Source organism: Pseudomonas rhodesiae, assembly GCF_007858255.1.
Taxonomy (GTDB): domain Bacteria; phylum Pseudomonadota; class Gammaproteobacteria; order Pseudomonadales; family Pseudomonadaceae; genus Aquipseudomonas; species Aquipseudomonas rhodesiae.
Genome location: NZ_VFEU01000032.1, coordinates 19,456 through 44,095, shown reverse-complemented (window position 1 = coordinate 44,095; position 24,640 = coordinate 19,456). Strand labels below are relative to the sequence as shown.

The following is a 24,640-nucleotide window of genomic DNA, read 5'->3' as shown; positions in this document are numbered from 1 at the left end:
CGTCGCACCGCCCCTCCCACATTTTGATTGCACTCCAGATTCCACACATAAAAAAACGCCGACGCTATGTAAGCCGTCGGCGTTGAAACCTTGAAGGGGGTTTTGGCTTAAATCAGAACGCCGGTACGACCGCACCGTTGTACTTCTTCTCGATGAAGGCTTTGACTTCCGGGCTGGTCAGGGCCTTGGACAGTTTCTGGATTGCATCGCTGTCCTTGTTGTCCGGGCGGGCTACCAGGAAGTTCACGTAAGGCGACTTGGCGTCTTCGATGATCAGCGCGTCTTTGGCCGGGTTCAGGCCGGCTTCCAGGGCGTAGTTGGTGTTGATCAGGTCCAGGTCGACCTGGTCCAGCACGCGGGGCAGCAAGGCCGATTCCAGCTCTTTGAATTTGAGGTTTTTCGGGTTGCTGGCGATGTCTTTCGGTGTAGCCAGGGCGTTGGTCGGGTCTTTGAGGGTGATCACACCGGCTTTCTGCAGCAGCAACAGGGCACGGCCGCTGTTGGAGCCTTCGTTCGGGATGGCCACGGTGGCGCCGTCTTTCAGCTCTTCAATTTTCTTGATTTTTTTCGAGTAACCGCCGAACGGTTCAACGTGCACGCCCACCACGGTCACCAGGTTGGTGCCCTTGCCCTTGTTGAAGTTTTCCAGGTACGGCAGGGTCTGGAAGTAGTTGGCATCCAGGCGCTTTTCAGCGACTTGCACGTTGGGCTGCACGTAGTCAGTGAATACTTTGATTTCCAGGTCCACGCCTTCCTTGGCCAGGGTTGGCTTGACCAGCTCAAGGATCTCGGCATGCGGGATTGGGGTGGCGGCCACCACCAGTTTCTCGTTGGCCTGGGCGAAGCTGGCAGTCAGGGCAGCGGCGAGTGCGGTAAACAACAGAACCTTTTTCATGCAGTGTCCTTATCGACATTCGGGGGCGTCTCTGACGACCGTTTGTTAAGTGAGGTGCCAGCGAAGTGCTATCGCGGCATGGAACGGACAATACCTAGATTTTTTATTCCCGAACAATATCTTTTATTCACGTTGATATTCCATTTTGCTCATGTAGGAATTTGCGCAACGTTGCCTGCTCCGATGGGCTGGCTTGAGCATAGATCCGCCGCACTTGCTCCAGAGGCGAATCCACCACCGGCAGGTTCAGGTGCTCGGGCAAAATTTCGTCGCCGCTGCTGACCAACAACGCGAAGTGAATAACGTTTTCCAGCTCACGGGTATTGCCCGGCCAACTGTGATGTTCCAGTACGCGCTGCGCAGCCTCGCTGATCAGCGGCACCGGCAAGTCCAGGCGCTGACTGTAGATGCCCAGGAAGTATTCGGCCAGGGACAGAATATCCCCCACCCGCTCGCGCAACGCCGGCAGGTCCAGCCGGCCTTCGCTCAAGTAGTGGAACAGGCGCTCATGGAACTTGCCGGCCGCCACGGCCTGGGCCAGGTCGATGCTGGTGGCGGCCACCAGGCGCACATCCACCGGGCTCGGCTGATGAGCCCCGACGCGGGTGACTTCGTGATTTTCCAGCGCGGCGAGCAATTTGACCTGGATTGGCAGCGGCAGGTCGCCGATCTCGTCCAGGTACAAGGTGCCGCCATTGGCCGAGCCGAACCAGCCGGCGCGGCTGCTGGCGGCGCCACTGTGACTGCCGGCGGCGTAGCCGAACAGCTCGGCATCGGCGTAGGTGGGGCTGATCGCGCCGCAATTGACCGAAACGAACAAGCCACTGCGGTCACTGCCACGGTGAATATGCCGCGCCAGCAGCTCTTTACCGCTGCCGGTTTCGCCGCGAATCAGTACGGGCAAAGCACGCGGCGCGAGCGCTTCCAGGTCTTCGCGCAGCTTGCGCGAGCGCGGGTCGACAAACACCAGGGCCTTGGCGCGGATGCTCAGGGGGCTTTTTTCCGCGTCGGGGAAGGTCAGCAGTGGCTGGCCAAAGGTTTCATGCAGACTCATGACAGGCTCCCGCCCCAATCCACTGCGGGACGGGGCGTTAAGAAAATGATCAGGCACTGCGCCGGGCGTGATGCTCAAGGCGACTTTGCAGGCGATAGAGGTAAGCGAAACCCTGCTCCCAGCGCTGGTGGCCGGACTTCACATTGATATGCCCGGCACCGGCCAGGATCCCGGCTTCAGCTCCCCAGTTGCGCGCCAACTCCAAGGCCCGAGGGGCACTGACGGCACTGTCGTTGTCGGAGCTGACCACCTGGCTGGGGAACGGCAACAGGTCGGTAGGGATCGGCGCAAAGTTGCGCAAGGCCGGCGAGCAAGCCGGGCGTTCCACATCCGCCGGCGCCACCAGCAAGGCACCGCGCACCTGCCGCAGAAAATGCAACGGCGCGGTAGCGGCCCAATGGGCCACGGTGATGCAGCCCAGGCTATGGGCGATCAGAATCACTGGCGTGCTGTCGGCGGCGATCGCCTCGGCCAGCGCGGCTACCCAGTCTTCGCGGCGCGGTGTCAACCAATCGGCCTGCTCCACGCGGGTGCTGTTGGGCAGGCTGTTCTGCCAGTGACTCTGCCAATGATTATCCGGCGATCCTTGCCAGCCCGGCACGATCAGGTAACGAACCAACTCGCTGTGCATGGGTGTGCCCTCCTGCAGCGTTTAACGTTGCTGAGCAGTATAGGGACGGGGGTTATATTCGTTAAGGAATAAGAAGCTATTTATTAATAACCAAAAATTCAAAATTCTACCCGATCTGCCTTCACGTCACTTCGCGCACAATTCGAACAACTGAGCCTGTAAGCATTGCCCCGCCGCACTCAGGCCATGGCGGGCATACAACGCCAGACGCACGCCTTGCACCTCGGGCAAACCGCTGTCAGGCCCCAGCTCCATATGCCCTGGCTGCACTACCCGGCGCGGCAACAGACTCACCCCCAACCCCGCCGCCACTGCCGAACATACGCTGGCCAAACTCGCGCTGGAGTAACTGATACGCCAGCGCCAACCGCCCACTTCCAGGTGCTGCAGCATTTCATTGCGGTACAGGCCGCCCACCGGAAAGGCCACCAACGGCAACGGGTCGCGCCCCACGGAGGGTGTGGTGCGACTGTCCACCCAGCACAGCGGCTCGGGCCACGAGGCCAGGCAGTCGGCGCTGTCGCCCATTTGTTTGACCAGCAACACATCGAACTCGCCGGCCCGGTATTGGCGTTGCAACTCGGGGCCCAAACCACTGGTGACCTCCAGACGCACCCGTGGATAAGCCTGCACAAATGATGACAACAGCGGCATCAGGCGCTCGGCGGCAAAATCTTCCGGCACCCCCAGGCGCAGCACGCCGTCGCTTTGTTGGCTGATCAGCACCTCAGCGGCCTCCTCATGCAGGGCGAGGATGCGCCGCGCGTACGCCAACAAGCGCTCGCCCTCGGCAGTGGCGACCACGCGGCGCTGGTCGCGGTCGAGCAATTGGCACGCCACCGCGTCCTCCAGGCGGCGAATCTGCTGGCTTACGGTGGATTGGGTCAGGTGCAGGCGCTCGGCGGCGCGGGTGAAGTTGCCGCAGTCCACCACGGCGACAAAGCTGCGCAATAACACGGGGTCGAACATCCACATCACCATTGTGTTTGCCACTGATTGGCATGGTTATATTTAATTTCAGAATACCCTTAGGGCTGCCCATACTTCACCTCCCATCGTGCCCGGAGCGGCCTGCATGACCCTGAACAAATCCCTCGCCGGCTGGGCACTATTGCTGGTGCTGGGCCTGAACCTGCGACCAATCCTCAGCTCCATCAGCCCGCTGCTGGGCGAAATCCGCCAGGCCACGGGCTTGAGTTTCCAGAGCAGCGCCCTGCTGACCAGCCTGCCGGTGGTGTGCATGGGCCTGGTGGCGCTGATCGGCGTGCGGGTGGAAGCGCGCCTGGGTGAGCGGCGTGGCATCGCCCTGGGGCTGATGATGATCCTGTTGGCCTGCCTGGCGCGCTGGTTGATGGGGCAGGCGTCGGCGCTGCTGGTCACGGCATTGCTCGGCGGGGCCGGTGTGGCGCTGATCCAGGCGTTGGTGCCGGCGATGATCAAGCGCGAGTTTCGTCATCGCGTGCCGGTGGCGATGGGGGTGTACTCGGCGTCGCTGATGGCCGGCGGCGGGCTGGCGGCGTTGCTCAGCCCGGTGGTGGCGACGCACTTTGCGCAGTGGCAGGCCGGGCTCGGGGTCTGGCTGTTGCCGGCACTCGGCGCGTTGCTGTTGTGGGCCTGGCTGCCGTTGGGCGCGGCGCGTAACCCGCAAGTGCCGCCGGCGCTGGAAGGCCTGCGCAATCGGCGCGCGTGGTTGCTGGCGTTGTATTTCGGCCTGGTGAACTGCGGCTACATGAGCCTGGTGGCCTGGCTACCGGCTTATTACCAGCAACTGGGCTGGGGCGTGCTGCCCAGCGGCTCGCTGCTGGCGTACATGACCATTTTTCAAGTGATCGCCGCGCTGCTGATGCCGGTGCTGGCGCAACGCGGTGTCGATCGTCGTCCGTTGCTGGTCATTAGCCTGCTGGCGCAAACCGTGGGTTACCTCGGCCTGATCTTCGCGCCGCTGGACTATCCCCACCTGTGGGTGGCCCTGTGCGGCTTCGGCCTGGGCGCCTGCTTTGCCCTGAGCCTGCTGCTGACCCTCGACCACCACCGCGACCCACGCCATGCCGGGCAACTGGCGGCCTTCGTGCAAGGCGTGGGTTTTTTGATCAACGCCATTTCACCGTGGATGACCGGTTGGCTGCGCCAGCTTACTGGCGACTTCGTCAGTGCCTGGTGGGTGCTGACCGTGACAGTGTTGGCGATGCTGGTCGTGACGCGGGTATTCAGCCCGGCGAGCTATCGCATCGAACTGGCCGTCGTGGCGCCCGGCCAGCGCTTTACACACTAGCGACACACACCCATGTCAGATTTGCACCACTGAATTCCACCCGCCCCTTTGACGAAAACGAGGACGTCGTCTGATGGACTGTATCTTCTGCAACATCGCCCGCGGCACCGCCCCTGCCCACCTGTTATGGGAAGACCAGAGCCACATGGCTTTCCTCTCCATCTTTCCCAACACCCCAGGGTTCAGTGTGGTGATTCCCAAAGCGCATTACGGCAGCTATGGGTTTGCCCAGTCGGACGAGGTGCTGTGCGAATTAGTGGTTGCGGCCAAGAAGACCGCACTGCTGATTGACCGGGCGCTCGCGGGTGTGGCGAGGACCGGCATGATTCTGGAGGGTTATGGCGTCGATCATTTGCACGCCAAGCTGTTCCCGATGCACGGAACGGGCGAGGACAGCGCTTTCAAAAAAATCAGCTCTCGCATGGATAAGTTTTTTGATCGCTATGAGGGCTATGTCTCATCCCATGACTGCGCCCGGGCCGACGATTCGGCGTTGGCCGAGCTGGCCGCCCACATCCGTGCCGTCAACGACTGAGTACGGGGCGGCCTGACGCGCAACCTCAACCCGCTGCCGCACCTCAGCGCAGCGCCGTTTCCGCCGGGTTGAGGCAAGCATTGGGCGCTGCCATGGGCTCCAGCCGATTGGCCCGCGCAAATGTGCCGAAATCATTGAAGCGCACGCCCATCTCCGCCATGACCTTATGCGCCACCTTGGCCGTCATCTGGCGGATATAGAACGGTTCCTTCACCACAAAATGATGAATCCCGTGGGTGCTGCCAAAGTTGAAGCAGAACGCCTGCAACGGCCACATCCACCACGGGTTTAGCACTTGGGTTTGCTGGATCACATTGCCCGGTTCCACATCGCCGTAGTAGTGCATGTTGGAGCTGACAAAGTGCAGGCAGAACGTGCGCAGCACATTGGGCCCGATGATCACCACGGCGGCGATGTCGATCACGTGCATCATCTGCAAGGTGCCCGCCGACCATTCGATGGGCGCGCCGAGCAGGCTGGCGACGCCGTTGGCGGCGTGGAACCCGAGAAACACGTACCACGCGCCCCAATGCAGCAGCGCCAGCGGCGCGTAGACCAGCAGCGCGCGCTTGAGGATCTTGAATTTATGGCTCCAGGTCTTGGCCCGCAGCATGCGGATAAACGCCGACATCACGTTATCGCCCACCATCAACAGGCGCGCCAGGCCCCACGGTTCGCCGTTGGTGATTGCGCGTTCCTCCATGTCGGCCTCGGTGCCGGAAACCTTGTGATGATTGAGGTGCAAATGGCGGCGAATCCATGGGTTGATGGTGCTCGGCCGCGCCAGCCACACCAGGGCCATCATCAGGTTATGCGGCACACGTTGCTTGCGAAAATACATGCTGTGAATCAGGTCATGTTCCAGCTCATGGGTCAGTGACGCGAAAAATGCGTTAAGCAGCAGGCACGCCCACCAGGCCATATGCCCGGTAATGTAGAGCGCCGCCGAGCCGAGCATGCCCAGCAACGCAAAGGCCAGGATGCCCGCGCCCAGCGCGTCCTGATGCAGCAGCCAGGGGTGTTGCTGGCGCAAGCGCACACCTTCGGCGAGTACGACTTCGCGAATGTGCGCCGAACGTTGTTGTGCATTCAGCGATTGGGGACTTGCAGAAGTACCGTCCATGCTCCCATCCTCTTGTTTATCGAGGTTTACATCCTGCACCAGGCGCTTGCGCAGGACGCTAGCCCCACACGCCAACCTGTTGACCGCACACGCCAATCGCCATGACCGAACCCACCTCCCTCGCCAGCTGGACCCGCGCCTTGCGCAAGCAGCTCGATGCCTTGGGCCTGGACAGCGCCGCGCTATGCCGCGAGGCCGGGCTCGATCCGCAGTTGATGGAAGACCCAAACGCGCGCTACCCGCTGTCGGCCACCACGCGCCTGTGGGAATTGGCGGTGCAGGCCAGCGGCGATCCGGCGATCGGTCTGCGGGTGTCGCGGTTTGTCAGCCCCACCACGTTTCATGCGTTGGGCTATGCGCTGGTGGCCAGCGGCAGTTTGCGCGAGGTGTTCGAACGTATCGTGCGTTACCACCCGGTGGTCAGTGACGCCTTGACCCTGGAGTTGAGCGGCGATGGTGAGCGCTATCGGTTTCGCCTGCTGCAACCACCGGGCAGCCCGGCGCCAGCGTTGGAGGCCATCGATGCGTTCGCGGCGATTTACGTGCGCACCTGCCGCAATCGCCTGGGTCGGGATTACGCGCCGTTGGCCGTGTACCTGCGCCGCCCGCCGCCGGCCGACCCTACGCCGTGGCAAACGGTGTTCCGCGCGCCGGTATTTTTCGCCGCCGACGAAGACCGCCTGGAATTCGCCGCGCGCGACTTCGACAGCCACCTGGACGACGCCAACCCGGAGCTGGCCGAACACAACGAAACCGTGCTCAAACGCACCCTCGCCCAACTGCAACCGCTGACCTGGGAGCGCAAGGTGCGGGCGGTTATCGAAGCGCAATTACCGGACGGCGAGCCCAGCGCCGAACGCGTTGCCCAGGCCCTGCACCTGAGCCTGCGCAGCCTGCAACGGCACCTGGCGGATGAAGGCTGTCGGTTCGATGCGCTGCTCAACCAATGCCGGCAGAACCTGGCGTTGCAGCACCTGCGCGATCCGCAGTGTTCGTTGGCCGAGATCAGCCATTTGTTGGGGTTTGCCGATACCAGCAGCTTCAACCGCGCCTTCAAGCGCTGGACGGGGATGACGCCGGGGCAGTTCAGAGAAGGCCTGGGTTAGCGCCCACGCTCGCGCCGCAACAGCTTCTTGACCCGCGCGACCAGAGCCTTGTCATCAAAGGGCTTGAGCAGGTAGTCGTCCTCATGCAGTTCCAACCCGCGCAGGCGATCTTCGATCCCGCCCGGTGTGGTCAAGAACAACAGCGGCGTGTCGCCCTGCTGTCGGATCGCCTGCTGCAGCGTCCAGGCGTTCAGGCCCGGCAACATCACGTCCAGGATCACCAGGTCGTATACGCTGCTTTCCACAAAGCGCTGCGCGGCCATGCCGTTGGCCGCGACTTCTACGGCGAAACCCGCCTCGCTCAAGCCTTGGGCCATGCGTTGCGCCAGCTGCGGCTGGTCTTCCACTAACAACACCTGCATGCCTTACCTCTGGGTTTAATGACAAACCTGTCATCCAATTGTGCGGCTTCTGACCCCGTTCACTGGCTACCGTGGTGGCCTGTTCAACGGAGCTTTCACCATGTATCGCACTGCTTTGTTTCTGAGCCTGGCCCTGACCGGCGCCGCCCAAGCGGCGCCGCAATTGCCACGCCATGCCGATTTGGATCTGCGTACCGCCCGCCAATTGGCCGATGCCAGCCTGGCTCACTGCAACGCCGCGCTGACCGTGCTCGATCGCGGCGGCAATTTGCTGGTGGCCCTGCGCGCCGACGCTGTGGGGCCGCACAACAGCCTCGCCAGCCAACGCAAGGCCTACACCGCGCTGTCGAGCAAAACCGCCACCCGGCTATTTGCCGAGCGCGCCCGCAACAACCCGGAAGCGGCCAACCTTAACACCTTGCCCGAATTGCTGTTGCTCGGTGGCGGCGTGCCGTTGTTTGCCGACGCCGAACTGGTCGGCGCGCTGGGTATCGCCGGTGCTGGTGGCGCGGCGCAGGACGAAGCCTGTGCCGTCCAGGCCGCCGAGCAACTGGGCCTGAAAACTTCTCTGTGATTAACCCTCGAAAGGACCTCCCCATGAAAACCCTGAGCATGACCCTCGCCGCCCTCAGCCTGAGCGGCCTGTGCAACCTGGCCCTGGCCGCCGGCAACCCGCTGAGCGTGCACGTTCTCAACCTGGAAAACGGCCTGCCGTCGGCGGGCGTCAGCGTCACCCTGGAACAGCAGGTGGGCGATCACTGGCAAGCGCTGTCCGAGGGCGTGACCAACCAGCAAGGGCGCATTGCCGAACTGTTCCCCGCCGACCGCAGCCTGACGCCCGGCGAGTACCGCGTGGTCTTCAAGACCGGCGACTATTACAAAAAAGCCAACCGCGAGACGTTCTTCCCGGAAGTGCCGGTGATTTTCCAGGTCAAGCAGGCCGACCAGCACTACCACATTCCGCTGCTGCTCAGCCCGTACGGGTTCTCCACCTATCGCGGTTCCTAGTTCACGCGCCTGCGGCACGCCGCAGGCCAGGCAGGTCGAGCACTTCGATTGCGCCGTAACTCAAGCCAATAATGCCCTGCTGCTCCAGGCTCTTGAGCAAGCTGTTGATGGTCTGGCGCGACAGGCCCAACATCGCCGCCAGGTCTTCCTGGGGCAGTTGCAGCACGCGACGTGCCTGTTCGATTTCGCCGTAGCCTTCGGCAATCATCAGCAACCGATGGGCCAGACGCGCCGACGCGGGCATCAGGCTCATCTGTTCGATATTGATCAACGACAGCCGCAGTTTATGGCTCATCAACAGGGCCACTTCCCGCCAGTACGCCGGCTGGCGCTCAAGCAGCGCGAGCATCGCTGCCTGCGGCACCTGCAGTAACGTGCACGGCCCCATGGCCAGCGCATCATGGGTGCGCGGCAGGCCGTCGAACAGGCAGATTTCGCCGAACCAGTAAGGGGTTTCCACCAGGCTCAAAACCGCTTCCTTGCCTTGGGCATTGACCGCGCTGATGCGCACCGCGCCGTCGAGCACGGCATACAGGCCACAGGGCGGATCGCCGCGCTTGAACAGCAACTGTCCCGCCGCCAACGTGCGCAACCGAGCGGCCGCCAGCAGGCTACGCTGAAAATCGTCCGGTAAATGGCTGAACCAGTGGCCGGTGACCAATTGGCGGTGCCAGTTCTCTGGGTTCATGAGCGCTCCGAAGATTGTCGCCCAGCTGACAGTCAGGCGTGGTCCGACAGGGCATGATCAAACATCCTACAGGAGGAACAACAATGAAAAGCCTCGTCGACCACCTCAGTCAATACGCCGCCTACCACCGCGACCCGCGCAATATCGCCAGCCATTTTGTCGGCATCCCGTTGATCGTCATCGCCGTCGCCGTGCTGCTGTCGCGCCCCACCTGGGCTATCGGCAGCCTGTGGATATCTCCGGCGCTTATCGTGGCGCTGCTATCGGCGTGGTTTTACCTGCGTCTGGAACTGGCGCTCGGCGTGTTGATGAGCGCGCTGATGGGCTTATCGGTGTGGGCCGGGCACACACTCGCCGCGCACAGCACGCTGGTGTGGCTGAGCAGCGGCATCGGGCTGTTTGTGGTGGGTTGGGTGATTCAGTTTGTCGGCCACTATTACGAAGGCAAGAAACCAGCGTTTGTGGATGACATTTCGGGGTTGATCGTGGGGCCGCTGTTTGTGGTGGCGGAGGTGGCGTTTTTGCTGGGGTTGCGGCAGGGGCTCAAGCGGCAGATCGAAGAACGCTCGGGCCCCGTGGCGCGCCGCAATCTAAAGCCGAGACAGGTCTGAATGTGGGAGGGGCGGTGCGACGATTCGACTTGCCCCCTCCCACATTGGCCCCATTCTCACATTGGGTAGCGCAGGGTTCTCAGGTTTTTTGCCAGACCTTGGGCTTGAAGAACAGGGTTTCGCCACGGGCCAGGCCGATCAGGCTGTCGTGGTCTTTCACCACTTCGGCTTCGATCAGTTCGGGCTGGCCCTCCACCTTCAGGGTCACTCGCGTCGTCGCTCCCAGCGGGCGGATATCGCGGACTTCGGCGGCGTGGTGGTCTTCCAGTTCATGGCGCGACAGCGACACTTCATGGGGGCGGAACAGCACGTGCTGGTCTTCGCCAAGGTGCAGGCGATTGGAGTCGCCGAGGAAGTGGTACACGAAGTCACTCGCCGGGTTTTCGTACACCTCGCCCGGTGAGCCGATTTGCTCAATCACGCCCTTGTTCATCACCACGATACGGTCGGCGACTTCCATGGCCTCTTCCTGGTCGTGGGTCACGAAAACCGACGTGAGGTTGATGTCTTCATGCAAGCGCGCCAGCCAGCGGCGCAGTTCTTTACGCACCTTGGCGTCGAGGGCGCCGAAGGGTTCGTCCAGCAGCAGCACTTTGGGTTCCACCGCCAGGGCGCGGGCCAGGGCGATGCGCTGGCGTTGGCCGCCGGAGAGTTGCTCCGGGTAGCGGTCGGACAGCCAATCGAGCTGCACCATGTTCAGCAGCTCATGGACTTTCGCCGCGATCTGACTTTCGCTGGGCCGTTGGTTTTTCGGCTTCATACGCAGGCCGAAGGCGACGTTGTCGAACACGGTCATATGGCGGAACAGCGCGTAGTGCTGGAACACAAAACCGACGTTGCGATCACGCACGTCATGGCCGGACACGTCCTCGCCGTGAAACACGATGCTGCCGTCATCCGGAGTTTCCAGGCCTGCGATAATGCGCAGCAAGGTGGTCTTGCCGCAGCCGGAAGGGCCGAGCAACGCCACCAGCTCGCCACTCTGGATATCCAGATTGATGCTGTCCAGGGCCTTGAAGGCGTTGAAGTTCTTGCTGACGTTACGGACTTCGATCGACATGACTTATTCCTCTGCCGCACTGGCGCGCAGGCGATTGATACGGTTCTCGCTCCACTGCTTGAGCAGCAGGATGAAGAGCGCCAGGACCAGCAACAGACTCGCCACCGCGAACGCGGCGACGTGGTTGTATTCGTTGTAGAGAATCTCGACATGCAGCGGCAAGGTGTTGGTCACGCCGCGAATGTGGCCGGACACCACCGACACCGCGCCGAACTCCCCCATTGCCCGCGCCGTGCAGAGCACCACGCCGTAGATCAGGCCCCATTTGATGTTCGGCACGGTGACATGCCAGAACATCTGCCAGCCGTTGGCACCGAGCAGGCGCGCGGCTTCTTCTTCCTGAGTGCCCTGCTCCTGCATCAGCGGGATCAGCTCACGGGCCACGAAGGGCACGGTGACGAAGATGGTCGCCAGCACGATGCCCGGCAGTGCAAACACGATCTGGATGTCGTGCTCTTGCAGCCACGGGCCAAAGAAGCCCTGGGCGCCGAACATCAGCACATACACCAGACCGGCAATCACCGGCGATACCGAGAACGGTAGGTCGATCAGCGTTACCAGAATGCTTTTGCCACGGAACGAGTACTTGCTCACGCACCACGCCGCGCTGACGCCGAACACCACGTTGAGCGGCACCGAAATGGCCACGGCGATCACCGTGAGTTTCAACGCCGAGAGCGCATCGGGCTCCAGAATCGCGGTAAAGAACGCGCCGAGGCCGTTCTTCAGGCCCTGGGACACCACGATAAACAGCGGCAGCAGCAAAAACAGCACGAACACCAGCCAGCCGAAGCCGATCAGGATGCGCCGCGACGCTGCGCTGCCACGTCGGGCGGCGTTGGAGGACGCGGCGCAAATAGACGATTGGGACATGTTCCGCGCCTCCTTAAGGACGTTCGATACGCCGCTGCAGCAAGTTGATCAGCAGCAGCAGCACAAAGGAAACCACCAGCATCAACACCCCGATGGAAGTGGCGCCGCGGTAGTCGTATTGGTCGAGCTTGACCATGATCAGCAGCGGCAGGATCTCGGTTTTCATCGGCATATTGCCGGCGATGAAGATCACCGAGCCGTACTCCCCCACGCCACGGGCGAACGCCAAAGCGAAACCGGTCAGCCAGGCCGGCAACAGCGCCGGCACGAGGATGTAGCGGAACACCTGCAACGGCTTGGCGCCCAGGCAGGCGGCGGCTTCTTCGACTTCGCGCGGGATATCGGCCAGTACCGGCTGCACCGTGCGCACCACGAACGGCAGAGTCACGAAGGTCAGCGCCAGGGTGATGCCCAACGGCGTGTAGGCGATCTTGAAGCCCAGGTCGGCGGCGAACTGGCCCACCAGTCCGGTCGGCGTATACAGCGCGGTCAGCGCAATACCGGCCACGGCGGTGGGCAAGGCGAATGGAAGGTCGATCATCGCGTCGATGATCTTGCGACCGGGGAAGGTGTAGCGCACCAGCACCCAGGCCAGCAGCGTGCCGATCACGCCGTTGATCAACGCGGCGTACAGCGCGGTGCTGAAGCTCAGCTTCAATGCCGCCAGCACGCGGGGTGCGGAAATAATGGCCCAGAACTGATCCCAGGTGAGTTGAGCGGCGTGAACGAACATCGCCGCAAGGGGGATGAGTACGATCAGGCTGAGGTACACCACGGTGTAACCCAGCGTCAGCCCGAAGCCGGGTATGACGGGGGAGATACGACGCGACATAAGAGTCCTTGGTTAGCGTAACGGACACACAAAACCCGCAGCTGAATGCGGGCTCTGTGGGCGGGTTGTTGCTGGCTTACTGCGCCGTGTAGATCTGGTCGAACACGCCACCGTCATTAAAGAATTTCGGTTGGGCAGTTTTCCAGCCGCCGAAGTCTTTGTCGATAGTCACCAAGTCCAGCTTCGGGAACTGCTGGGCGTATTTGGCGGCGACTTTCTCATCCCGTGGACGGTAGAAGTTTTTCGCCGCAATCTCCTGGCCAGCGGGGCTGTACAGGTGCTTGAGGTATTCGGTGGCGATTTCGGTGTTGCCCTTCTTCTCGGCGTTCTTATCCACCACCGCTACCGGCGGTTCGGCGAGGATCGACAGGGACGGTACGACGATATCGAATTTGTCTTTGCCGCCGTCTTCCTTGAGCGCCAGGAACGCTTCGTTTTCCCAGGCCAGCAACACGTCGCCCTGACCGTTGTTGACGAAAGTGATGGTCGAGCCGCGCGCGCCGGTGTCCAGCACCGGTACGTGCTTGAACAGTTCCTTCACGTATTCCTGGGCCTTGGCTTCGCTGCCGCCGGCCTTGAGGCCATAGGCCCAGGCGGCGAGGAAGTTCCAGCGGGCGCCGCCGGAAGTTTTCGGGTTTGGCGTGATCACCGAAACGTCCTTCTTGATCAGATCGCCCCAGTCCTTGATGCCTTTGGGGTTGCCCTTGCGCACCAGGAACACGATGGTCGAGGTGTACGGAGTACTGGCGTCCGGCAGGCGGGTCTGCCAGTTTTCCGGCAGGGTTTTGCCCAGTTTGGCGATTTCGTCGATGTCGCCGGCCAGGGCCAGGGTCACCACGTCGGCGCGCAGGCCGTCGATCACCGCACGGCCTTGCTTGCCAGAACCGCCGTGGGATTGCTGGATCTTGACGGTGTCGCCGGGATGGGACTGTTTCCAGAAGCTGGTGAATTCCGCGTTGTAATCCTGGTACAGCTCGCGGGTCGGATCGTACGAGACATTGAGCAGCTCGTAATCCTTGGCAACCGCGGAACCGGCAAATACGGCGCTGGCCAGGACGGCCAGGGCATAACGGCGAATCGACGACATAGAAGCTCCTGAAATTCTGGGTGTTGGCTTTTTCTTATGGTTGCGGGTCTATCGCCGTCAGCGCTTAGCTCGGTTTGTTACCGGGGTTCTGCAGACGGAATTTTTCCTTGCGCTCGATCTGCACCACCTGGGCGTTGTGCACGGTAATTTCCACCGCGCCAAAACGCAGATCGCGCAGGGCGCTCTGGATCTCACGCAAAATGGTTGCTTCGTCCTGGCCGTCGACGCTACGTAGAGATGCGCTCATGGTCTCGCTCCTGAAATGAATAGTGCCTGGCAGTGGCGGCACTGCTTGCGGCGTGAGAGCGATAGTAGATAAGCGTGAATATTCTTAAAAAGACTATTTAAGAATTTTTATATAACCAAAAAGAATTTTTGGTAGGCGTGAGGTTGTGGGAGGAAGCCAGCCCCCTCCCACATTTGACGGTATTTCAAGTTTGGATGAGGGGTGCGCGATCCCAATCGAGTTCATGTGCGGGTATCGGCCGGCCAAACCAATACCCTTGGCCCAGATCACAGCCCTGCTCCAACAGGAACCGCGCCTGCTCCACCTGTTCGATACCCTCGGCCTGCACCTGCATGCCCATGCTTTTGGCCAGGGCGATGACCACGCGCACGATCGCCATGTCATCTTCATCCCATGGCAACCCGGCGACAAACCCCTGATCGATCTTGAGCTTCTGCACGGGCAGGCGCTTGAGGCGCAGCAGGGAGGAATAGCCGGTGCCAAAGTCGTCGATCGCCAGGCGCAAACCCAATTCGCGCAGGCGATGCAGCTGTTCCAGGGCCGCCTCGGGGTCGTCCATCACCGCGCTTTCGGTGACTTCCAGTTCCAGGAATGCCGGGTCCAAACCGGTGTCATGCAGCACCTGGGCGACTTGCTCGTACAGCTCGCGCCGGGCGAACAGGCGGCTGGACACGTTGACGGCGACAAAGCTCAGCCTTACGCCGTCGGCCAGCCATTGGCACATCTGGCGGCAGGCTTGGTCCATGACCCAGGCGTCGATCTCTGCGATCAGGCCAGTGCGTTCGGCAATCGGGATAAATTCGATGGGCGGTACCAGGCCGCGCTCCGGGTGCTGCCAACGTACCAACGCTTCCAAGCCCACCAGGCGGCTGCCCGTCAGGGCGTGCACCGGTTGGTAATACACCCGCAGTTCCTGCTGTTCGAGGGCGCGACGCAGCTCGCTGGCCACCTCCACGCGGTTCTGTGCATGGGCCGTGAGTTCCTCGGTGTACAGCGCGTAGCTTTCGCGACCGACGCCCTTGGCTTTGAACAGCGCGGAATCGGCGTTGCGCAACAATTGTTCGGCGCTGAGGGCGTCGTTGGGGAACAAACTGATACCGATGCTGGCACTGACAAACAACTGATGGCCGTCAAAGATGAACGGTTGCTTCATCACATCGAGCATGCGCTGAGCCAATGCCGCGGCCTGCACCACCTGTGGACAACTTTCCGCCAGCACCGCGAATTCATCCCCGCCCAGCCGCGCCAGGGTCACGCCGGGGCCGAACAGGCTCTGGAGCCGCTCGGCGACCAGTTTGAGCAATTGGTCGCCGACGTTATGGCCGAGGCTGTCATTGATGATTTTGAAGTGATCCAGGTCGAGCAACAGCAAAGCGCAACCACGTTTGTGGATTTGCGCCGAGGCCAGCGCCTGTTCGGTGCGGTCGGTGAATAGCAGACGATTGGGCAGGTCGGTCAGGGGGTCGTGGTGCGCCAAGTGAGCCAGCTCGTGCTCGGAGTTCTTGATGGCGCTGATATCGGAAAACACCGCGACGTAATGGCTGATGTGGCCATGATCATCGTGAATCACCCGGATGGTTTGCCATTGCGGGTAGATTTCGCCGCTTTTGCGCCGATTCCAGATTTCACCGCTCCATTCGCCCGTGCGCTCCAAGGCCTGGAACATCTGTTGGTAAAAAAGCGACGAATGGCGCCCGGACTTGAACAAACTCGGCTGTTGCCCCATCACGTCGTCGCGCCGGTATCCGGTGATCTCCATAAACGCGCGGTTGACGTGCACGATCAGGCCCTGGGCATCCGTGACCAGCACGCCCTCGCGGGTGCAATCGAACACGGCGGCAGCCTGGCGCAGGCGCTCGCGGTGCTCCTTGGTCGGCTGCAACAGCAGGTGAGCCCGGGCGAAGTGCGCGCATATCAGGGAGATCACCAGCGCCGTAATGGCCACCCACACGTAGCCGCGCACCTGCATCCATTGACTCATGTCGCTGGGGTTATCGAAGAACTCGATCAATACACGCTGCGTGAGCCCGATCCATAAGACGGAAACCAGCAGATATACCAGCCCCGCGCGCAGGGCACCTCGGTATGAAAGCAGCATAGGTTCAGTAATCCTTACCCAAAAAACAGAATCGCCCCACGAAGGCTGCGGATTATAGAATAAGAAACATCCAGTAAGTCTTATCTGAAAGGGCGGCTGGTTTTCTCTGTAGGCTTAGTGATAATGCGTGAGCTGTTCTTTTCTTTATCTGAGGGCCATACAGCCTATGTGGTACAACGGTTTTCTTGACTTGTCGGCCTGGCAACTGGTGGCAGTCACTCTGTTGATGACCCACGTGACCATCATTGCGGTCACCGTCTATCTGCACCGCTATTCCGCCCATCGCTCCCTGGAGCTCAATGCCGGGCTTAAACACTTCTTCCGCTTCTGGCTGTGGCTGACCACGGCGCAGAACACCCGCGAGTGGACCGCCATCCACCGCAAACACCACGCCAAATGCGAAACCGTCGACGACCCCCACAGCCCGGTGATCAAGGGCCTGTCTACCGTCCTGCGCAAAGGTGCCGAACTCTACCGCGCCGAGGCGGAGAACCCCGAAACCCTGCGTATCTACGGCAAGAACTGCCCGGACGACTGGCTCGAACGCAACCTCTACACCCCCTACCCACTGCTGGGCGTGGCGATCCTGGGCGTGATCGATCTGCTGCTGTTCGGCACCATCGGCATCACCATCTGGGCAATCCAGATGATGTGGATCCCGTTCTGGGCCGCCGGCGTGATCAACGGCCTGGGCCATGCCGTGGGCTATCGCAACTTCGAATGCCGCGACGCGGCCACCAACCTGGTGCCGTGGGGCATCATCGTCGGCGGTGAAGAACTGCACAACAATCACCACACCTACCCGAACTCCGCCAAGTTGTCGGTGAAGAAATGGGAGTTCGACCTGGGTTGGGCGTGGATCAAGGTGTTCAGCTTCCTGCGCCTGGCCAAGGTGCAGCGCGTGGCGCCGATTGCCCATCGCGTGGAGGGCAAAGGCCATTTGGACATGGATACCGCCATGGCGATCCTCAACAACCGCTTCCAGATCATGGCCCAGTACCGCAAGTTGGTGATTGGCCCGCTGGTCAAACAGGAGCTGGAAAAAGTCGATCACTCGGTGCGGCACCAATTCCATCGGGCCAAGCGCCTGCTGTCGCGGGAAACCAGCCTGCTGGATGATCGTCATCACTTGCGCATCCAAAGCATGCTGGAACACAGCCAGGCGCTGAAGGTGATCTACGAGAAGCGTCTGGCGCTGCAACAGATCTGGGTCAAGACCAGCGCCAATGGTCACGACATGCTGGCAGCCATCAAGGAATGGGTCCACGAAGCCGAAGCCAGCGGCATCCAATCCCTGCGGGATTTTGCCCACCAGTTGAAAACCTACTCGCTGCGCCCTGCCGCCGTGTGACCCTGCGTGGGAGGGCTCGCCCTCCCACGCGACCTGTTTTTGGCGTCATTTACCGGGCACCGCCAATCGACACCGTTGACGGAACTTCACCGCAATTCGCCTCTCTCAAAGAACACTTCGCCATCATGGTGGCCCCTTGTTGTGACCGCTGCTTCGCCTTGCGGCGCGCCCAGAGAGAGTTGTGCCGATGGTTCAAGAAAAGCCTCATTTACCTGACCCGCCCACTGCCGAACAACCGCTTCCGGCTGCGGCTTCGACCCTGCTGGCGTTGGTGCATGCTCAGGGTGAAGTCGAGCGGTTGAGCGAACGCGAACAACTGCTCAGCTCGCTGCTGGTGAGTGTGAATGCCGTGCTCTGGGCCATGGAGTGGGAGACGCGCCGCGTGTTGTACGTCAGCCCGGCCTACGAACGCGTCTTCGGCCGCCCTGCCAGCCTGCTGTTGGCCGATCATCGCGAATGGCGCAACAGCATTCACCCCGAAGACCTCGATTACGCCGAACAAAGCCTGGCCAGCGTGCTGGAACAGGGCGCGGTGGAAAACCGCGAATACCGCATCATCACCGCCGAAGGCAAGATTCGCTGGCTGAGCGACAAGTGCTACATCAACCAGCAGGTCGAGCCTGGCGAGCCGGTGATCGTGGTGGGCATAGCCGAGGACATCACCGAAAAGAAGCAACTGGAGCTGGAGTTGCACCGCCTGGCCACCACCGACGTGCTGACCCAGAGCAGCAATCGCCGGCACTTCTTCGAGTGCGCCAACCAAGCCTTCGACACCGCCAGCGTACAGGGTGCGCCGCTGGCCTTTCTGTTGCTGGACATCGACGACTTCAAGGACATCAACGACACCTATGGCCACCTGGAAGGTGACCAAGTACTACGGCGTATCGCCGAAAGTGGCCGAGGGGTGCTGCGCCGTGGCGACCTGTTCGGGCGTATTGGCGGCGAGGAGTTTGCCGCCGTGCTACCTGGCTGCGCGCCGGAGATGGCGCTGCAGGTGGCCGAACGTCTGGGTAAAGAGATTCAAGCGCTGAACTTCAGCTACGAAGGCCAGGCATTTGGCGTGACCGTCAGCCAGGGCCTGGCCAACCTCAGCGAAGAAGACTCAACCCTGGACAACCTGTTCGCCCGTGCCGATGCCGCCATGTACGAAGCCAAACGCCAGGGCAAGAACCGCATCATCGTCGCCACCGTCGACTTTTAGCCCACCGGCCTTTTGCGAATCCGCGTCAACTCCGACAAGCCGATCTTGAGCAAACGTGCCGTCTTGCCGTCGGCCAACGCTTCCAAGCCTTCGTGCTCAGTCAACCGCGCCATTTGCGCGGCCAGGTTCACCGCCAGCGCATCTCGGGCATACACCCCGCCCTCCAGGGAATAGCTCGCCGCAATCAGCTGACGCAGTTCCAGCGGCAAGCGCCAGCGCGCGCGCAGCGAGGAGCCGAAGGCGGCGCCAAAAGTGTCGAGGGACTCGCCAATCGCTTTGTCGTCCAGCTCCCCACCGCCCCGGCGCCAGTCTTCCAGGCTGCGCAACAGCGCCAGGTCCCCCAACTGATGCAGGATGCCGGCGCTGTAGCAGCGCTCGCGATCCAGCTCAAGCAAGTGCGCAAGCAGCAGCGCGTAATCCGCCGTGTCTTGGGACAACTGCCAATAGCGCTCGGCGTACGCCGCCAGCACCGGATCGCCGAGTACCACGTTGTGCTTGAGCGCCAGGCCCAGGATCAGGTTCATGCTTTGCCCCGGCGCCAGTGTGTGCAACGCCGCGTGGAGGGTCTGCACCGGAGCGCCGTGATGGCCGGCGCTGTTGGCGGCGGCGATAAGCACGGCGGTGATTTGCGGGTCCGTGCGCACCTGTTCTTCCAGGCGTTTGAGGTCCAGGCCGTCGGGGCCGAGGCTGTGCTGCACGGCCGCTTGCACATCGACCCGCAGCGGTGCGCCATCGGACGCTTCGCGACGCTGCTCCAGAAACCCCGGCAACGTCATGCCCGGCGCCAGCGCCGGTACTTCGCAATACACACTTTCGCCTTCGTTAAGCAGCAAGTCCTGCAGACGCTGGGTCAGCGCCTGCATGTTCAGCGGTTTGGTCAGGTATGCCGTGGGTGCCAGGGGCAAGGCTTCGCGCACGCTGGCACTGTCATTGCGACTGCTCAGCAAAATAAATGGCAGAGGCGGCGTACGACGCTGCTGACGCACCGCGCGCAGCAGATCCAAGCCGTCGATGACCGGCAACTCCCAGTCGGCCAGGATCAGATCGTAGGGCTTGTCGCGCAGCAGGGTAGCCGCCTGCTGCCCGTCGGCGCACACATCAAGCCGGGCGTCACAACGCACCGCCAGCAGCACCTGCTTGAGCAGGTCTTGCGACCAAGGGTCCGCCTCGGCAATCAACACACGGGGTACAGCCGGTAAATCAACCGCAGTCATCCGTCACGCTCCATCGGCAATGCCTGAACCATAGTCAACGCGGCCTGCGCCGTACAATCTACGGGCACAAAAAAACCGCCGAAGCGGTTTTTTTGTCAGCGGTCGGTATCAGAGTTCAGAGAAGCACTCTTCCATGATCGCCAAGCCTTTGTCCAACTGCTCGTCCGGCGAGGTCAGCGGTACCAGTACGCGCAAGACGTTACCGTAAGTGCCGCAAGACAGCAGGATCAGACCCTTTTCACGGGCCTTGGCCACTACCGCTGCCACGGCGGCAGCGTTCGGCTTGTGGCTGTCGCCGTCTTCGAACAACTCCACCGCGATCATCGCGCCCAAGGCACGTACTTCGCCGATCACCGGGTACTTGGCCTGGATAGCTTTAAGGCCAGTCACCAGGCGCTCGCCGACGGCTTTGCAGCGGTCCAGCAGGTGCTCTTCTTCAAACACTTCCATTACCGCCAGTGCCGCGGCGCAGGCGATCGGGCTACCGGCGTAGGTGCCGCCCAGGCCGCCTGGGGCGATGGCGTCCATGTACTCGGCCTTGCCGCACACACCGGCCAGCGGGAAGCCGCCAGCGATGGACTTGGCGAAGGTGGTCAGGTCGGCGGCGACGCCCATCTGTTCCATGGCGAAGAAGGTACCGGTACGGCCAGCACCGGTTTGCACTTCGTCGGCGATCAACAGGATGCCGTGCTTGTCGCACAGTTCGCGCAGACGCTTCATAAAGGCCTTCGGCGCGACGTAGAAACCGCCCTCGCCCTGCACCGGCTCGATGATGATCGCGGCGATGTCGCGCGGTTCGGCATCGTTCTTGAAGATGCGTTCGATGCTGGCGATCGAATCGTCGATGCTCACGCCATGCAGTTCGTTCGGGTACAGCGCGCGGAAGATACCGCCGGGCATCAGGCCCATGCCGGCCGAGTAAGGCACGACTTTACCGGTCAGGCCCAGGGTCATCATGGTGCGGCCGTGGTAAGCGCCGGTGAAGGCGATCACACCGGCACGGCCAGTGGCGGCGCGGGCGATTTTCACGGCGTTTTCAACGGCTTCGGAACCGGTGGTGACCAGCAGGGTTTTCTTGGCGAAATCACCAGGGACCTTGGCGTTGATTTTTTCGCACAGCTCCACGTAAGGCTCGTAGGCCAGGACCTGGAAGCAGGTGTGGGTCAGCTTGTTCAGCTGTTCGGTCACGGCGGCGATGATTTTTGGGTGCACGTGGCCGGTGTTCAGCACGGCGATGCCGCCGGCGAAGTCGATGAACTCGCGACCTTCAACGTCGGTCACGGTGGCGTTCTTCGCCGATTCGGCGAAGATCGGGTGGATCTGGCCAACACCGCGCGGTACAGCGGCTTCGCGGCGTTTCATCAGGGATGCGTTGGTCTTGCTCATAAAGTCCTCATTCGCCACTCATCGGGTGGCGTGGTCCAAGGAATACGTGGCGGGGAGGCAACTACGGCAGCATGCGATGATCGACTGCCACAGCTTTCCCGGCCACTACGAATAACGATGTGAAACACGCAAAGGGTCAGCGCTCTCGTGCCCTCTGCGTTTACTGCAATCTCTTACGGGGCTTAGATGCCCAGGCAGAGGTATTTGATTTCCAGGTAATCCTCGATCCCGTACTTGGACCCTTCACGGCCCAGGCCCGAAGCCTTGATGCCGCCGAACGGCGCCACTTCGTTGGAGATCAACCCGGTGTTGACGCCGACCATGCCGTATTCCAAAGCTTCGGCCACGCGGAACACACGGCCCAGGTCGCGAGCATAGAAGTAGGAAGCCAGGCCGAATTCGGTGTCGTTGGACATGGCGATCACTTCGGCTTCGTCTTTGAAGCGGAACAGCGGCGCCAGCGGGCCGAAGGTTTCTTCCTTGGCCACGGCAGCGTCTTTAGGCACATCGACCAGGATCGTCGGCTCGAAGAAGTTGCCTTCAATCACCTTACCGCCGCTGAGCAGCTTGGCGCCCTTCTTCACCGCATCGGCGATGTGCTCCTGCACTTTGGCCACGGCTTTTTCGTCGATCAGCGGGCCAGTGGTGGTGCCTTCTTCCAGACCGTTGCCGATCTTGAGCTTGGCCACCGCCACCTTGAGTTTTTCCGCGAACGCGTCGTACACCGAATCCTGGATGTACAGGCGGTTGGCGCAGACGCAGGTCTGGCCGTTGTTGCGGTACTTGGAGATGATCGCGCCTTCGACGGCCTTATCCAGGTCGGCGTCGTCGAACACGATAAACGGCGCGTTGCCGCCCAGTTCCAGGGACACTTTCTTGATGTCCTTGGCGCATTCGGCCATCAACTGGCGACCGATTTCGGTCGAGCCGGTGAAGGACAATTTGCGCACGATCGGGTTGCTGGTCAGTTCGCCGCCGATGTCGCCGGCGCTGCCGGTGACCACGCTCAACACGCCTTTCGGGATACCGGCACGGTGCGCCAGTTCCACCAGGGCCAGGGCCGAGAATGGGGTTTGCGAAGCCGGTTTGATGACCATGGTGCAACCGGCGGCCAAGGCCGGGCCGGCTTTGCGGGTGATCATCGCGGCCGGGAAGTTCCACGGGGTGATCGCAGCGGTCACGCCGATCGGCTGCTTGATCACGATCAGGCGCTTGTCGGGCTGATGGCCGGGGATCACGTCACCGTAGATGCGTTTGGCTTCTTCGGCGAACCACTCGATAAAGGACGCGGCGTAGACGATTTCGCCCTTGGCTTCGGCCAGCGGCTTGCCTTGTTCGAGGGTCATCAGGCGACCGAGGTCTTCCTGGTTTTCGATCAGCAGTTCGAACCAACGACGCAGCTTGTTGGCGCGCTCCTTGGCGGTCAGTGCGCGCCAGGCTGGCAGCGCCTTGTCGGCGGCTTCGATGGCGCGGCGGGTTTCTGCGGCGCCCATCTTTGGCACGGTGCCGAGAATCTCACCGGTGGCCGGGTTGTTGACCTTGATGGTCTGGCCGTTGTCCGCATCGACCCAAGCGCCATCGATAAAGGCTTGCTGGCGGAACAACTGGGCATCTTTAAGCTGCATGTCGGGTTTCCTTAACAGCACCGCGCGCACGCGGAGCGAATTAGAGTTGTTGAAAGGCGCCTTGTGGGCTGCCGTCAGGGAAATCAGCCCCTGCGCGCGAGTGAAGCGAAAAAAGCGCACGGGAGACAGAGCGTTTGAAATCTCAAACGAATCCTAGGATCAATGGGGGTGCAGGGCAATAGGATGTTCGAAAAAAAGAACGAAAACGGCGAATTCGCTGACGTTATCTGACCAGCGTAGGCGCTGCCGAAGTCTTGGCCATGCCAGTACTGCGCACGTACCGCGCCGGCGACGCGCCCAGGGTCTTTCGGAACATGCTGATAAAAGAGCTCACCGACTCATAACCCAGCACTTCGGCAGTGCGTTGGACGGTCTCTCCTTCCGCCAGGCTCTGCAATGCCACGATCAACTGCCATTGCCGGCGCCACTGGCCAAAGGTCAGGCCGGTTTCGCTTTTGACCAGCCGAGCCAGGGAGCGCTCGCTCATGGCCACCTGCCGCGCCCAATCGGCGATGGTCGAGCGGTTGGAAGGGTCCTGCGCCAGGGCCTTGGCGATGGTGCGCAAGGGGGAAGCGGCAGGAAGGGGCAGGTACAACTGCTCGCAGCGTGCCATTTCCAGCTGTTCGAGCAATACGCTGGTCAACCGAGCCGTGGGAGAGTCCGCCGGGTAAGCCTGGTCCTGAGCGCTGAGATGAAAGATCAGTTCGAGAATCACCGGTGACAACGCCAATGTGCAGCATTGATCGGGCAGCGCCGCCGCCTCAGGTTCAACCAGCAGAAAGCACACTTGCCCATTCGCCGTGACCCGGTTGCTGTGGGACACACCGGCCGGAATCCACACACCGAACCCCGGTGGCACCATCCACACCCCATTCTCCACCGTACAAACGATACCGCCGCGACAGGCCACGACCAGCTGGCCTTTGCGGTGCTCATGCACGGGAAACTCCCTGGCGTGCTGCTGCGTGGTCAGCATCAGCGCCACGGCGGGCTGACCGAGGTCGTCCAGTTCGAATTGCTCCAGCGGCGGGTGCTGAACGTCCTGCATTGGCATCTCTCACATTGACCGGATTTGATTATTAATTGGCAGTGTAGTCGATATCGGCACCTCCGGTTGTTGCGTAGCATTCTCATCTAGTAGCGCTCGTTCCCTGCGAGCCCATCGATTTACGGTGATGAAGATGCTGAGTGAACTGTCGATTGCGAACCTCTACATCCCTCCGTTGTTGGCCTATCTGATCGCCTCGGCCCTCGCTTACCAAGCGTTGAAACATTTAGTCGACGGCCCCTTGGAGTGGGCATGGCATCCCAGCCTGTCGCGCTTTTTTGTGCTGCTGATCATTTTGGCCACGCTGTTCCTGACGGTTTGAGTGAGGCCGCC

26 protein-coding genes are annotated in these 24,640 nt (G+C 61.7%); 9 read left to right on the top strand and 17 right to left on the bottom strand.

The window, feature by feature from the left end; genetic code table 11:
* Window positions 1-112: 112 nt before the first annotated feature.
* From FIV35_RS26375 to FIV35_RS26360, 4 genes are all read right to left on the bottom strand, one after another.
* Window positions 113-895: a MetQ/NlpA family ABC transporter substrate-binding protein gene (locus FIV35_RS26375; RefSeq protein WP_034095325.1), complete on the bottom strand. Its 783-nt coding sequence runs from the start codon at window positions 893-895 to the stop codon at window positions 113-115.
* Between the two features lie 127 nt (window positions 896-1,022).
* A complete protein-coding gene (locus FIV35_RS26370) occupies window positions 1,023-1,949 on the bottom strand; it encodes a sigma 54-interacting transcriptional regulator (protein ID WP_034136453.1) in 927 nt (308 codons plus the stop codon).
* A 49-nt stretch (window positions 1,950-1,998) separates the two neighbouring features.
* Window positions 1,999-2,580, bottom strand: a complete 582-nt coding sequence (locus FIV35_RS26365) for an alpha/beta hydrolase (RefSeq protein WP_034136452.1) — start codon at window positions 2,578-2,580, stop codon at window positions 1,999-2,001.
* Between the two features lie 126 nt (window positions 2,581-2,706).
* Window positions 2,707-3,549 (bottom strand): LysR family transcriptional regulator, encoded by an 843-nt coding sequence (locus tag FIV35_RS26360; protein ID WP_034136460.1) that lies wholly within the window; start codon window positions 3,547-3,549, stop codon window positions 2,707-2,709.
* Window positions 3,550-3,655: 106 nt separating this feature from the next.
* On the opposite strand from FIV35_RS26360, the gene FIV35_RS26355 reads away from it, so the two are divergent.
* Both FIV35_RS26355 and FIV35_RS26350 read left to right on the top strand, forming a co-directional pair.
* Window positions 3,656-4,852 carry a CynX/NimT family MFS transporter gene (locus FIV35_RS26355; RefSeq protein WP_034136451.1) on the top strand — a complete coding sequence of 399 codons (1,197 nt, stop codon included), beginning with the start codon at window positions 3,656-3,658 and terminating at the stop codon, window positions 4,850-4,852.
* A 73-nt stretch (window positions 4,853-4,925) separates the two neighbouring features.
* On the top strand, window positions 4,926-5,387 hold the full coding sequence (locus FIV35_RS26350; protein WP_034136450.1) for an HIT family protein: 462 nt from the start codon (window positions 4,926-4,928) through the stop codon (window positions 5,385-5,387).
* Between the two features lie 43 nt (window positions 5,388-5,430).
* On the opposite strand, the gene FIV35_RS26345 is transcribed toward FIV35_RS26350, so the two are convergent.
* Window positions 5,431-6,510, bottom strand: coding sequence for a fatty acid desaturase (locus FIV35_RS26345; protein WP_034136449.1), 1,080 nt, complete (start codon window positions 6,508-6,510; stop codon window positions 5,431-5,433).
* 101 nt (window positions 6,511-6,611) lie between these two features.
* Between FIV35_RS26345 and FIV35_RS26340 the strand changes: the two genes are divergently transcribed.
* Entirely contained in the window at window positions 6,612-7,616 is a 1,005-nt protein-coding gene (locus FIV35_RS26340; protein WP_034095319.1) for an AraC family transcriptional regulator, read from the top strand.
* Here the strand turns inward: FIV35_RS26340 and FIV35_RS26335 are convergent.
* Window positions 7,613-7,978 carry a response regulator transcription factor gene (locus FIV35_RS26335; RefSeq protein ID WP_034095318.1) on the bottom strand — a complete coding sequence of 122 codons (366 nt, stop codon included), beginning with the start codon at window positions 7,976-7,978 and terminating at the stop codon, window positions 7,613-7,615. The two genes, FIV35_RS26340 and FIV35_RS26335, sit on opposite strands and share 4 nt — an antisense overlap.
* Window positions 7,979-8,078: 100 nt before the next feature.
* Between FIV35_RS26335 and FIV35_RS26330 the strand changes: the two genes are divergently transcribed.
* The gene (locus tag FIV35_RS26330) at window positions 8,079-8,552 is read left to right on the top strand and encodes a GlcG/HbpS family heme-binding protein (RefSeq protein ID WP_034095317.1); all 474 of its coding nucleotides are present in this window, start codon (window positions 8,079-8,081) and stop codon (window positions 8,550-8,552) included.
* A 23-nt stretch (window positions 8,553-8,575) separates the two neighbouring features.
* Window positions 8,576-8,986: a hydroxyisourate hydrolase gene (gene uraH / locus FIV35_RS26325; RefSeq protein WP_034095316.1), complete on the top strand. Its 411-nt coding sequence runs from the start codon at window positions 8,576-8,578 to the stop codon at window positions 8,984-8,986.
* A 1-nt stretch (window position 8,987) separates the two neighbouring features.
* On the opposite strand, the gene FIV35_RS26320 is transcribed toward uraH, so the two are convergent.
* A complete protein-coding gene (locus FIV35_RS26320) occupies window positions 8,988-9,674 on the bottom strand; it encodes a Crp/Fnr family transcriptional regulator (protein ID WP_034136448.1) in 687 nt (228 codons plus the stop codon).
* An 83-nt stretch (window positions 9,675-9,757) separates the two neighbouring features.
* Here FIV35_RS26320 and FIV35_RS26315 point away from each other — a divergent pair, with 83 nt between their 5' ends.
* Window positions 9,758-10,285, top strand: a complete 528-nt coding sequence (locus FIV35_RS26315; protein WP_034136447.1) for an Mpo1 family 2-hydroxy fatty acid dioxygenase — start codon at window positions 9,758-9,760, stop codon at window positions 10,283-10,285.
* Window positions 10,286-10,364: 79 nt separating this feature from the next.
* Here FIV35_RS26315 and FIV35_RS26310 read toward each other — a convergent pair whose 3' ends face one another.
* The 6 genes from FIV35_RS26310 to dibA all read right to left on the bottom strand — a co-directional run bounded on the left by FIV35_RS26310 (window position 10,365) and on the right by dibA (window position 16,482).
* A complete protein-coding gene (locus FIV35_RS26310) occupies window positions 10,365-11,345 on the bottom strand; it encodes a sulfate/molybdate ABC transporter ATP-binding protein (protein ID WP_034095313.1) in 981 nt (326 codons plus the stop codon).
* A gap of 3 nt (window positions 11,346-11,348) precedes the next feature.
* Window positions 11,349-12,218: a sulfate ABC transporter permease subunit CysW gene (cysW, locus tag FIV35_RS26305; protein WP_034136446.1), complete on the bottom strand. Its 870-nt coding sequence runs from the start codon at window positions 12,216-12,218 to the stop codon at window positions 11,349-11,351.
* Window positions 12,219-12,231: 13 nt separating this feature from the next.
* Complete coding sequence (cysT, locus tag FIV35_RS26300; RefSeq protein WP_034095311.1) at window positions 12,232-13,050, bottom strand: sulfate ABC transporter permease subunit CysT; 819 nt, start codon at window positions 13,048-13,050, stop codon at window positions 12,232-12,234.
* Between the two features lie 76 nt (window positions 13,051-13,126).
* Window positions 13,127-14,137: a sulfate ABC transporter substrate-binding protein gene (locus tag FIV35_RS26295; RefSeq protein ID WP_034136445.1), complete on the bottom strand. Its 1,011-nt coding sequence runs from the start codon at window positions 14,135-14,137 to the stop codon at window positions 13,127-13,129.
* Window positions 14,138-14,201: 64 nt separating this feature from the next.
* Complete coding sequence (gene oscA / locus FIV35_RS26290; RefSeq protein ID WP_007941032.1) at window positions 14,202-14,384, bottom strand: sulfur starvation response protein OscA; 183 nt, start codon at window positions 14,382-14,384, stop codon at window positions 14,202-14,204.
* Between the two features lie 184 nt (window positions 14,385-14,568).
* On the bottom strand, window positions 14,569-16,482 hold the full coding sequence (gene dibA / locus FIV35_RS26285) for a phosphodiesterase DibA (protein WP_034136444.1): 1,914 nt from the start codon (window positions 16,480-16,482) through the stop codon (window positions 14,569-14,571).
* A 166-nt stretch (window positions 16,483-16,648) separates the two neighbouring features.
* Here dibA and desA point away from each other — a divergent pair, with 166 nt between their 5' ends.
* Together desA and FIV35_RS26275 are read left to right on the top strand one after the other, a co-directional pair.
* Window positions 16,649-17,833 (top strand): delta-9 fatty acid desaturase DesA, encoded by a 1,185-nt coding sequence (gene desA / locus FIV35_RS26280; protein ID WP_034136443.1) that lies wholly within the window; start codon window positions 16,649-16,651, stop codon window positions 17,831-17,833.
* A gap of 187 nt (window positions 17,834-18,020) precedes the next feature.
* A complete protein-coding gene (locus FIV35_RS26275; RefSeq protein ID WP_034136442.1) occupies window positions 18,021-19,034 on the top strand; it encodes a GGDEF domain-containing protein in 1,014 nt (337 codons plus the stop codon).
* On the opposite strand, the gene FIV35_RS26270 is transcribed toward FIV35_RS26275, so the two are convergent.
* The 4 genes from FIV35_RS26270 to FIV35_RS26255 form a co-directional block, all read right to left on the bottom strand.
* The gene (locus FIV35_RS26270; protein WP_034136441.1) at window positions 19,031-20,248 is read right to left on the bottom strand and encodes an HDOD domain-containing protein; all 1,218 of its coding nucleotides are present in this window, start codon (window positions 20,246-20,248) and stop codon (window positions 19,031-19,033) included. The two genes, FIV35_RS26275 and FIV35_RS26270, sit on opposite strands and share 4 nt — an antisense overlap.
* A 108-nt stretch (window positions 20,249-20,356) precedes the next feature.
* Complete coding sequence (gene gabT / locus FIV35_RS26265; protein ID WP_034095305.1) at window positions 20,357-21,634, bottom strand: 4-aminobutyrate--2-oxoglutarate transaminase; 1,278 nt, start codon at window positions 21,632-21,634, stop codon at window positions 20,357-20,359.
* Window positions 21,635-21,816: 182 nt separating this feature from the next.
* Window positions 21,817-23,259: an NADP-dependent succinate-semialdehyde dehydrogenase gene (gene gabD / locus FIV35_RS26260; protein ID WP_034095304.1), complete on the bottom strand. Its 1,443-nt coding sequence runs from the start codon at window positions 23,257-23,259 to the stop codon at window positions 21,817-21,819.
* Between the two features lie 223 nt (window positions 23,260-23,482).
* Complete coding sequence (locus FIV35_RS26255; protein WP_034111272.1) at window positions 23,483-24,307, bottom strand: AraC family transcriptional regulator; 825 nt, start codon at window positions 24,305-24,307, stop codon at window positions 23,483-23,485.
* Window positions 24,308-24,440: 133 nt separating this feature from the next.
* Between FIV35_RS26255 and FIV35_RS26250 the strand changes: the two genes are divergently transcribed.
* Entirely contained in the window at window positions 24,441-24,629 is a 189-nt protein-coding gene (locus FIV35_RS26250; protein WP_034136459.1) for a DUF1656 domain-containing protein, read from the top strand.
* The last annotated feature ends 11 nt before the right edge of the window (window positions 24,630-24,640 follow it).

Excerpts from the sequence above, each read along its gene's own strand:
- FIV35_RS26375 (WP_034095325.1), bottom strand. The coding sequence starts at position 895 with ATGAAAAAGGTTCTGTTGTTTACCGCACTCGCCGCTGCCCTGACTGCC.
- FIV35_RS26370 (WP_034136453.1), bottom strand. The coding sequence starts at position 1,949 with ATGAGTCTGCATGAAACCTTTGGCCAGCCACTGCTGACCTTCCCCGAC.
- FIV35_RS26365 (WP_034136452.1), bottom strand. The coding sequence starts at position 2,580 with ATGCACAGCGAGTTGGTTCGTTACCTGATCGTGCCGGGCTGGCAAGGA.
- FIV35_RS26360 (WP_034136460.1), bottom strand. The coding sequence starts at position 3,549 with ATGTTCGACCCCGTGTTATTGCGCAGCTTTGTCGCCGTGGTGGACTGC.
- FIV35_RS26355 (WP_034136451.1), top strand. The coding sequence starts at position 3,656 with ATGACCCTGAACAAATCCCTCGCCGGCTGGGCACTATTGCTGGTGCTG.
- FIV35_RS26350 (WP_034136450.1), top strand. The coding sequence starts at position 4,926 with ATGGACTGTATCTTCTGCAACATCGCCCGCGGCACCGCCCCTGCCCAC.
- FIV35_RS26345 (WP_034136449.1), bottom strand. The coding sequence starts at position 6,510 with ATGGACGGTACTTCTGCAAGTCCCCAATCGCTGAATGCACAACAACGT.
- FIV35_RS26340 (WP_034095319.1), top strand. The coding sequence starts at position 6,612 with ATGACCGAACCCACCTCCCTCGCCAGCTGGACCCGCGCCTTGCGCAAG.
- FIV35_RS26335 (WP_034095318.1), bottom strand. The coding sequence starts at position 7,978 with ATGCAGGTGTTGTTAGTGGAAGACCAGCCGCAGCTGGCGCAACGCATG.
- FIV35_RS26330 (WP_034095317.1), top strand. The coding sequence starts at position 8,079 with ATGTATCGCACTGCTTTGTTTCTGAGCCTGGCCCTGACCGGCGCCGCC.
- uraH (WP_034095316.1), top strand. The coding sequence starts at position 8,576 with ATGAAAACCCTGAGCATGACCCTCGCCGCCCTCAGCCTGAGCGGCCTG.
- FIV35_RS26320 (WP_034136448.1), bottom strand. The coding sequence starts at position 9,674 with ATGAACCCAGAGAACTGGCACCGCCAATTGGTCACCGGCCACTGGTTC.
- FIV35_RS26315 (WP_034136447.1), top strand. The coding sequence starts at position 9,758 with ATGAAAAGCCTCGTCGACCACCTCAGTCAATACGCCGCCTACCACCGC.
- FIV35_RS26310 (WP_034095313.1), bottom strand. The coding sequence starts at position 11,345 with ATGTCGATCGAAGTCCGTAACGTCAGCAAGAACTTCAACGCCTTCAAG.
- cysW (WP_034136446.1), bottom strand. The coding sequence starts at position 12,218 with ATGTCCCAATCGTCTATTTGCGCCGCGTCCTCCAACGCCGCCCGACGT.
- cysT (WP_034095311.1), bottom strand. The coding sequence starts at position 13,050 with ATGTCGCGTCGTATCTCCCCCGTCATACCCGGCTTCGGGCTGACGCTG.
- FIV35_RS26295 (WP_034136445.1), bottom strand. The coding sequence starts at position 14,137 with ATGTCGTCGATTCGCCGTTATGCCCTGGCCGTCCTGGCCAGCGCCGTA.
- oscA (WP_007941032.1), bottom strand. The coding sequence starts at position 14,384 with ATGAGCGCATCTCTACGTAGCGTCGACGGCCAGGACGAAGCAACCATT.
- dibA (WP_034136444.1), bottom strand. The coding sequence starts at position 16,482 with ATGCTGCTTTCATACCGAGGTGCCCTGCGCGCGGGGCTGGTATATCTG.
- desA (WP_034136443.1), top strand. The coding sequence starts at position 16,649 with ATGTGGTACAACGGTTTTCTTGACTTGTCGGCCTGGCAACTGGTGGCA.
- FIV35_RS26275 (WP_034136442.1), top strand. The coding sequence starts at position 18,021 with ATGGTTCAAGAAAAGCCTCATTTACCTGACCCGCCCACTGCCGAACAA.
- FIV35_RS26270 (WP_034136441.1), bottom strand. The coding sequence starts at position 20,248 with ATGACTGCGGTTGATTTACCGGCTGTACCCCGTGTGTTGATTGCCGAG.
- gabT (WP_034095305.1), bottom strand. The coding sequence starts at position 21,634 with ATGAGCAAGACCAACGCATCCCTGATGAAACGCCGCGAAGCCGCTGTA.
- gabD (WP_034095304.1), bottom strand. The coding sequence starts at position 23,259 with ATGCAGCTTAAAGATGCCCAGTTGTTCCGCCAGCAAGCCTTTATCGAT.
- FIV35_RS26255 (WP_034111272.1), bottom strand. The coding sequence starts at position 24,307 with ATGCAGGACGTTCAGCACCCGCCGCTGGAGCAATTCGAACTGGACGAC.
- FIV35_RS26250 (WP_034136459.1), top strand. The coding sequence starts at position 24,441 with ATGCTGAGTGAACTGTCGATTGCGAACCTCTACATCCCTCCGTTGTTG.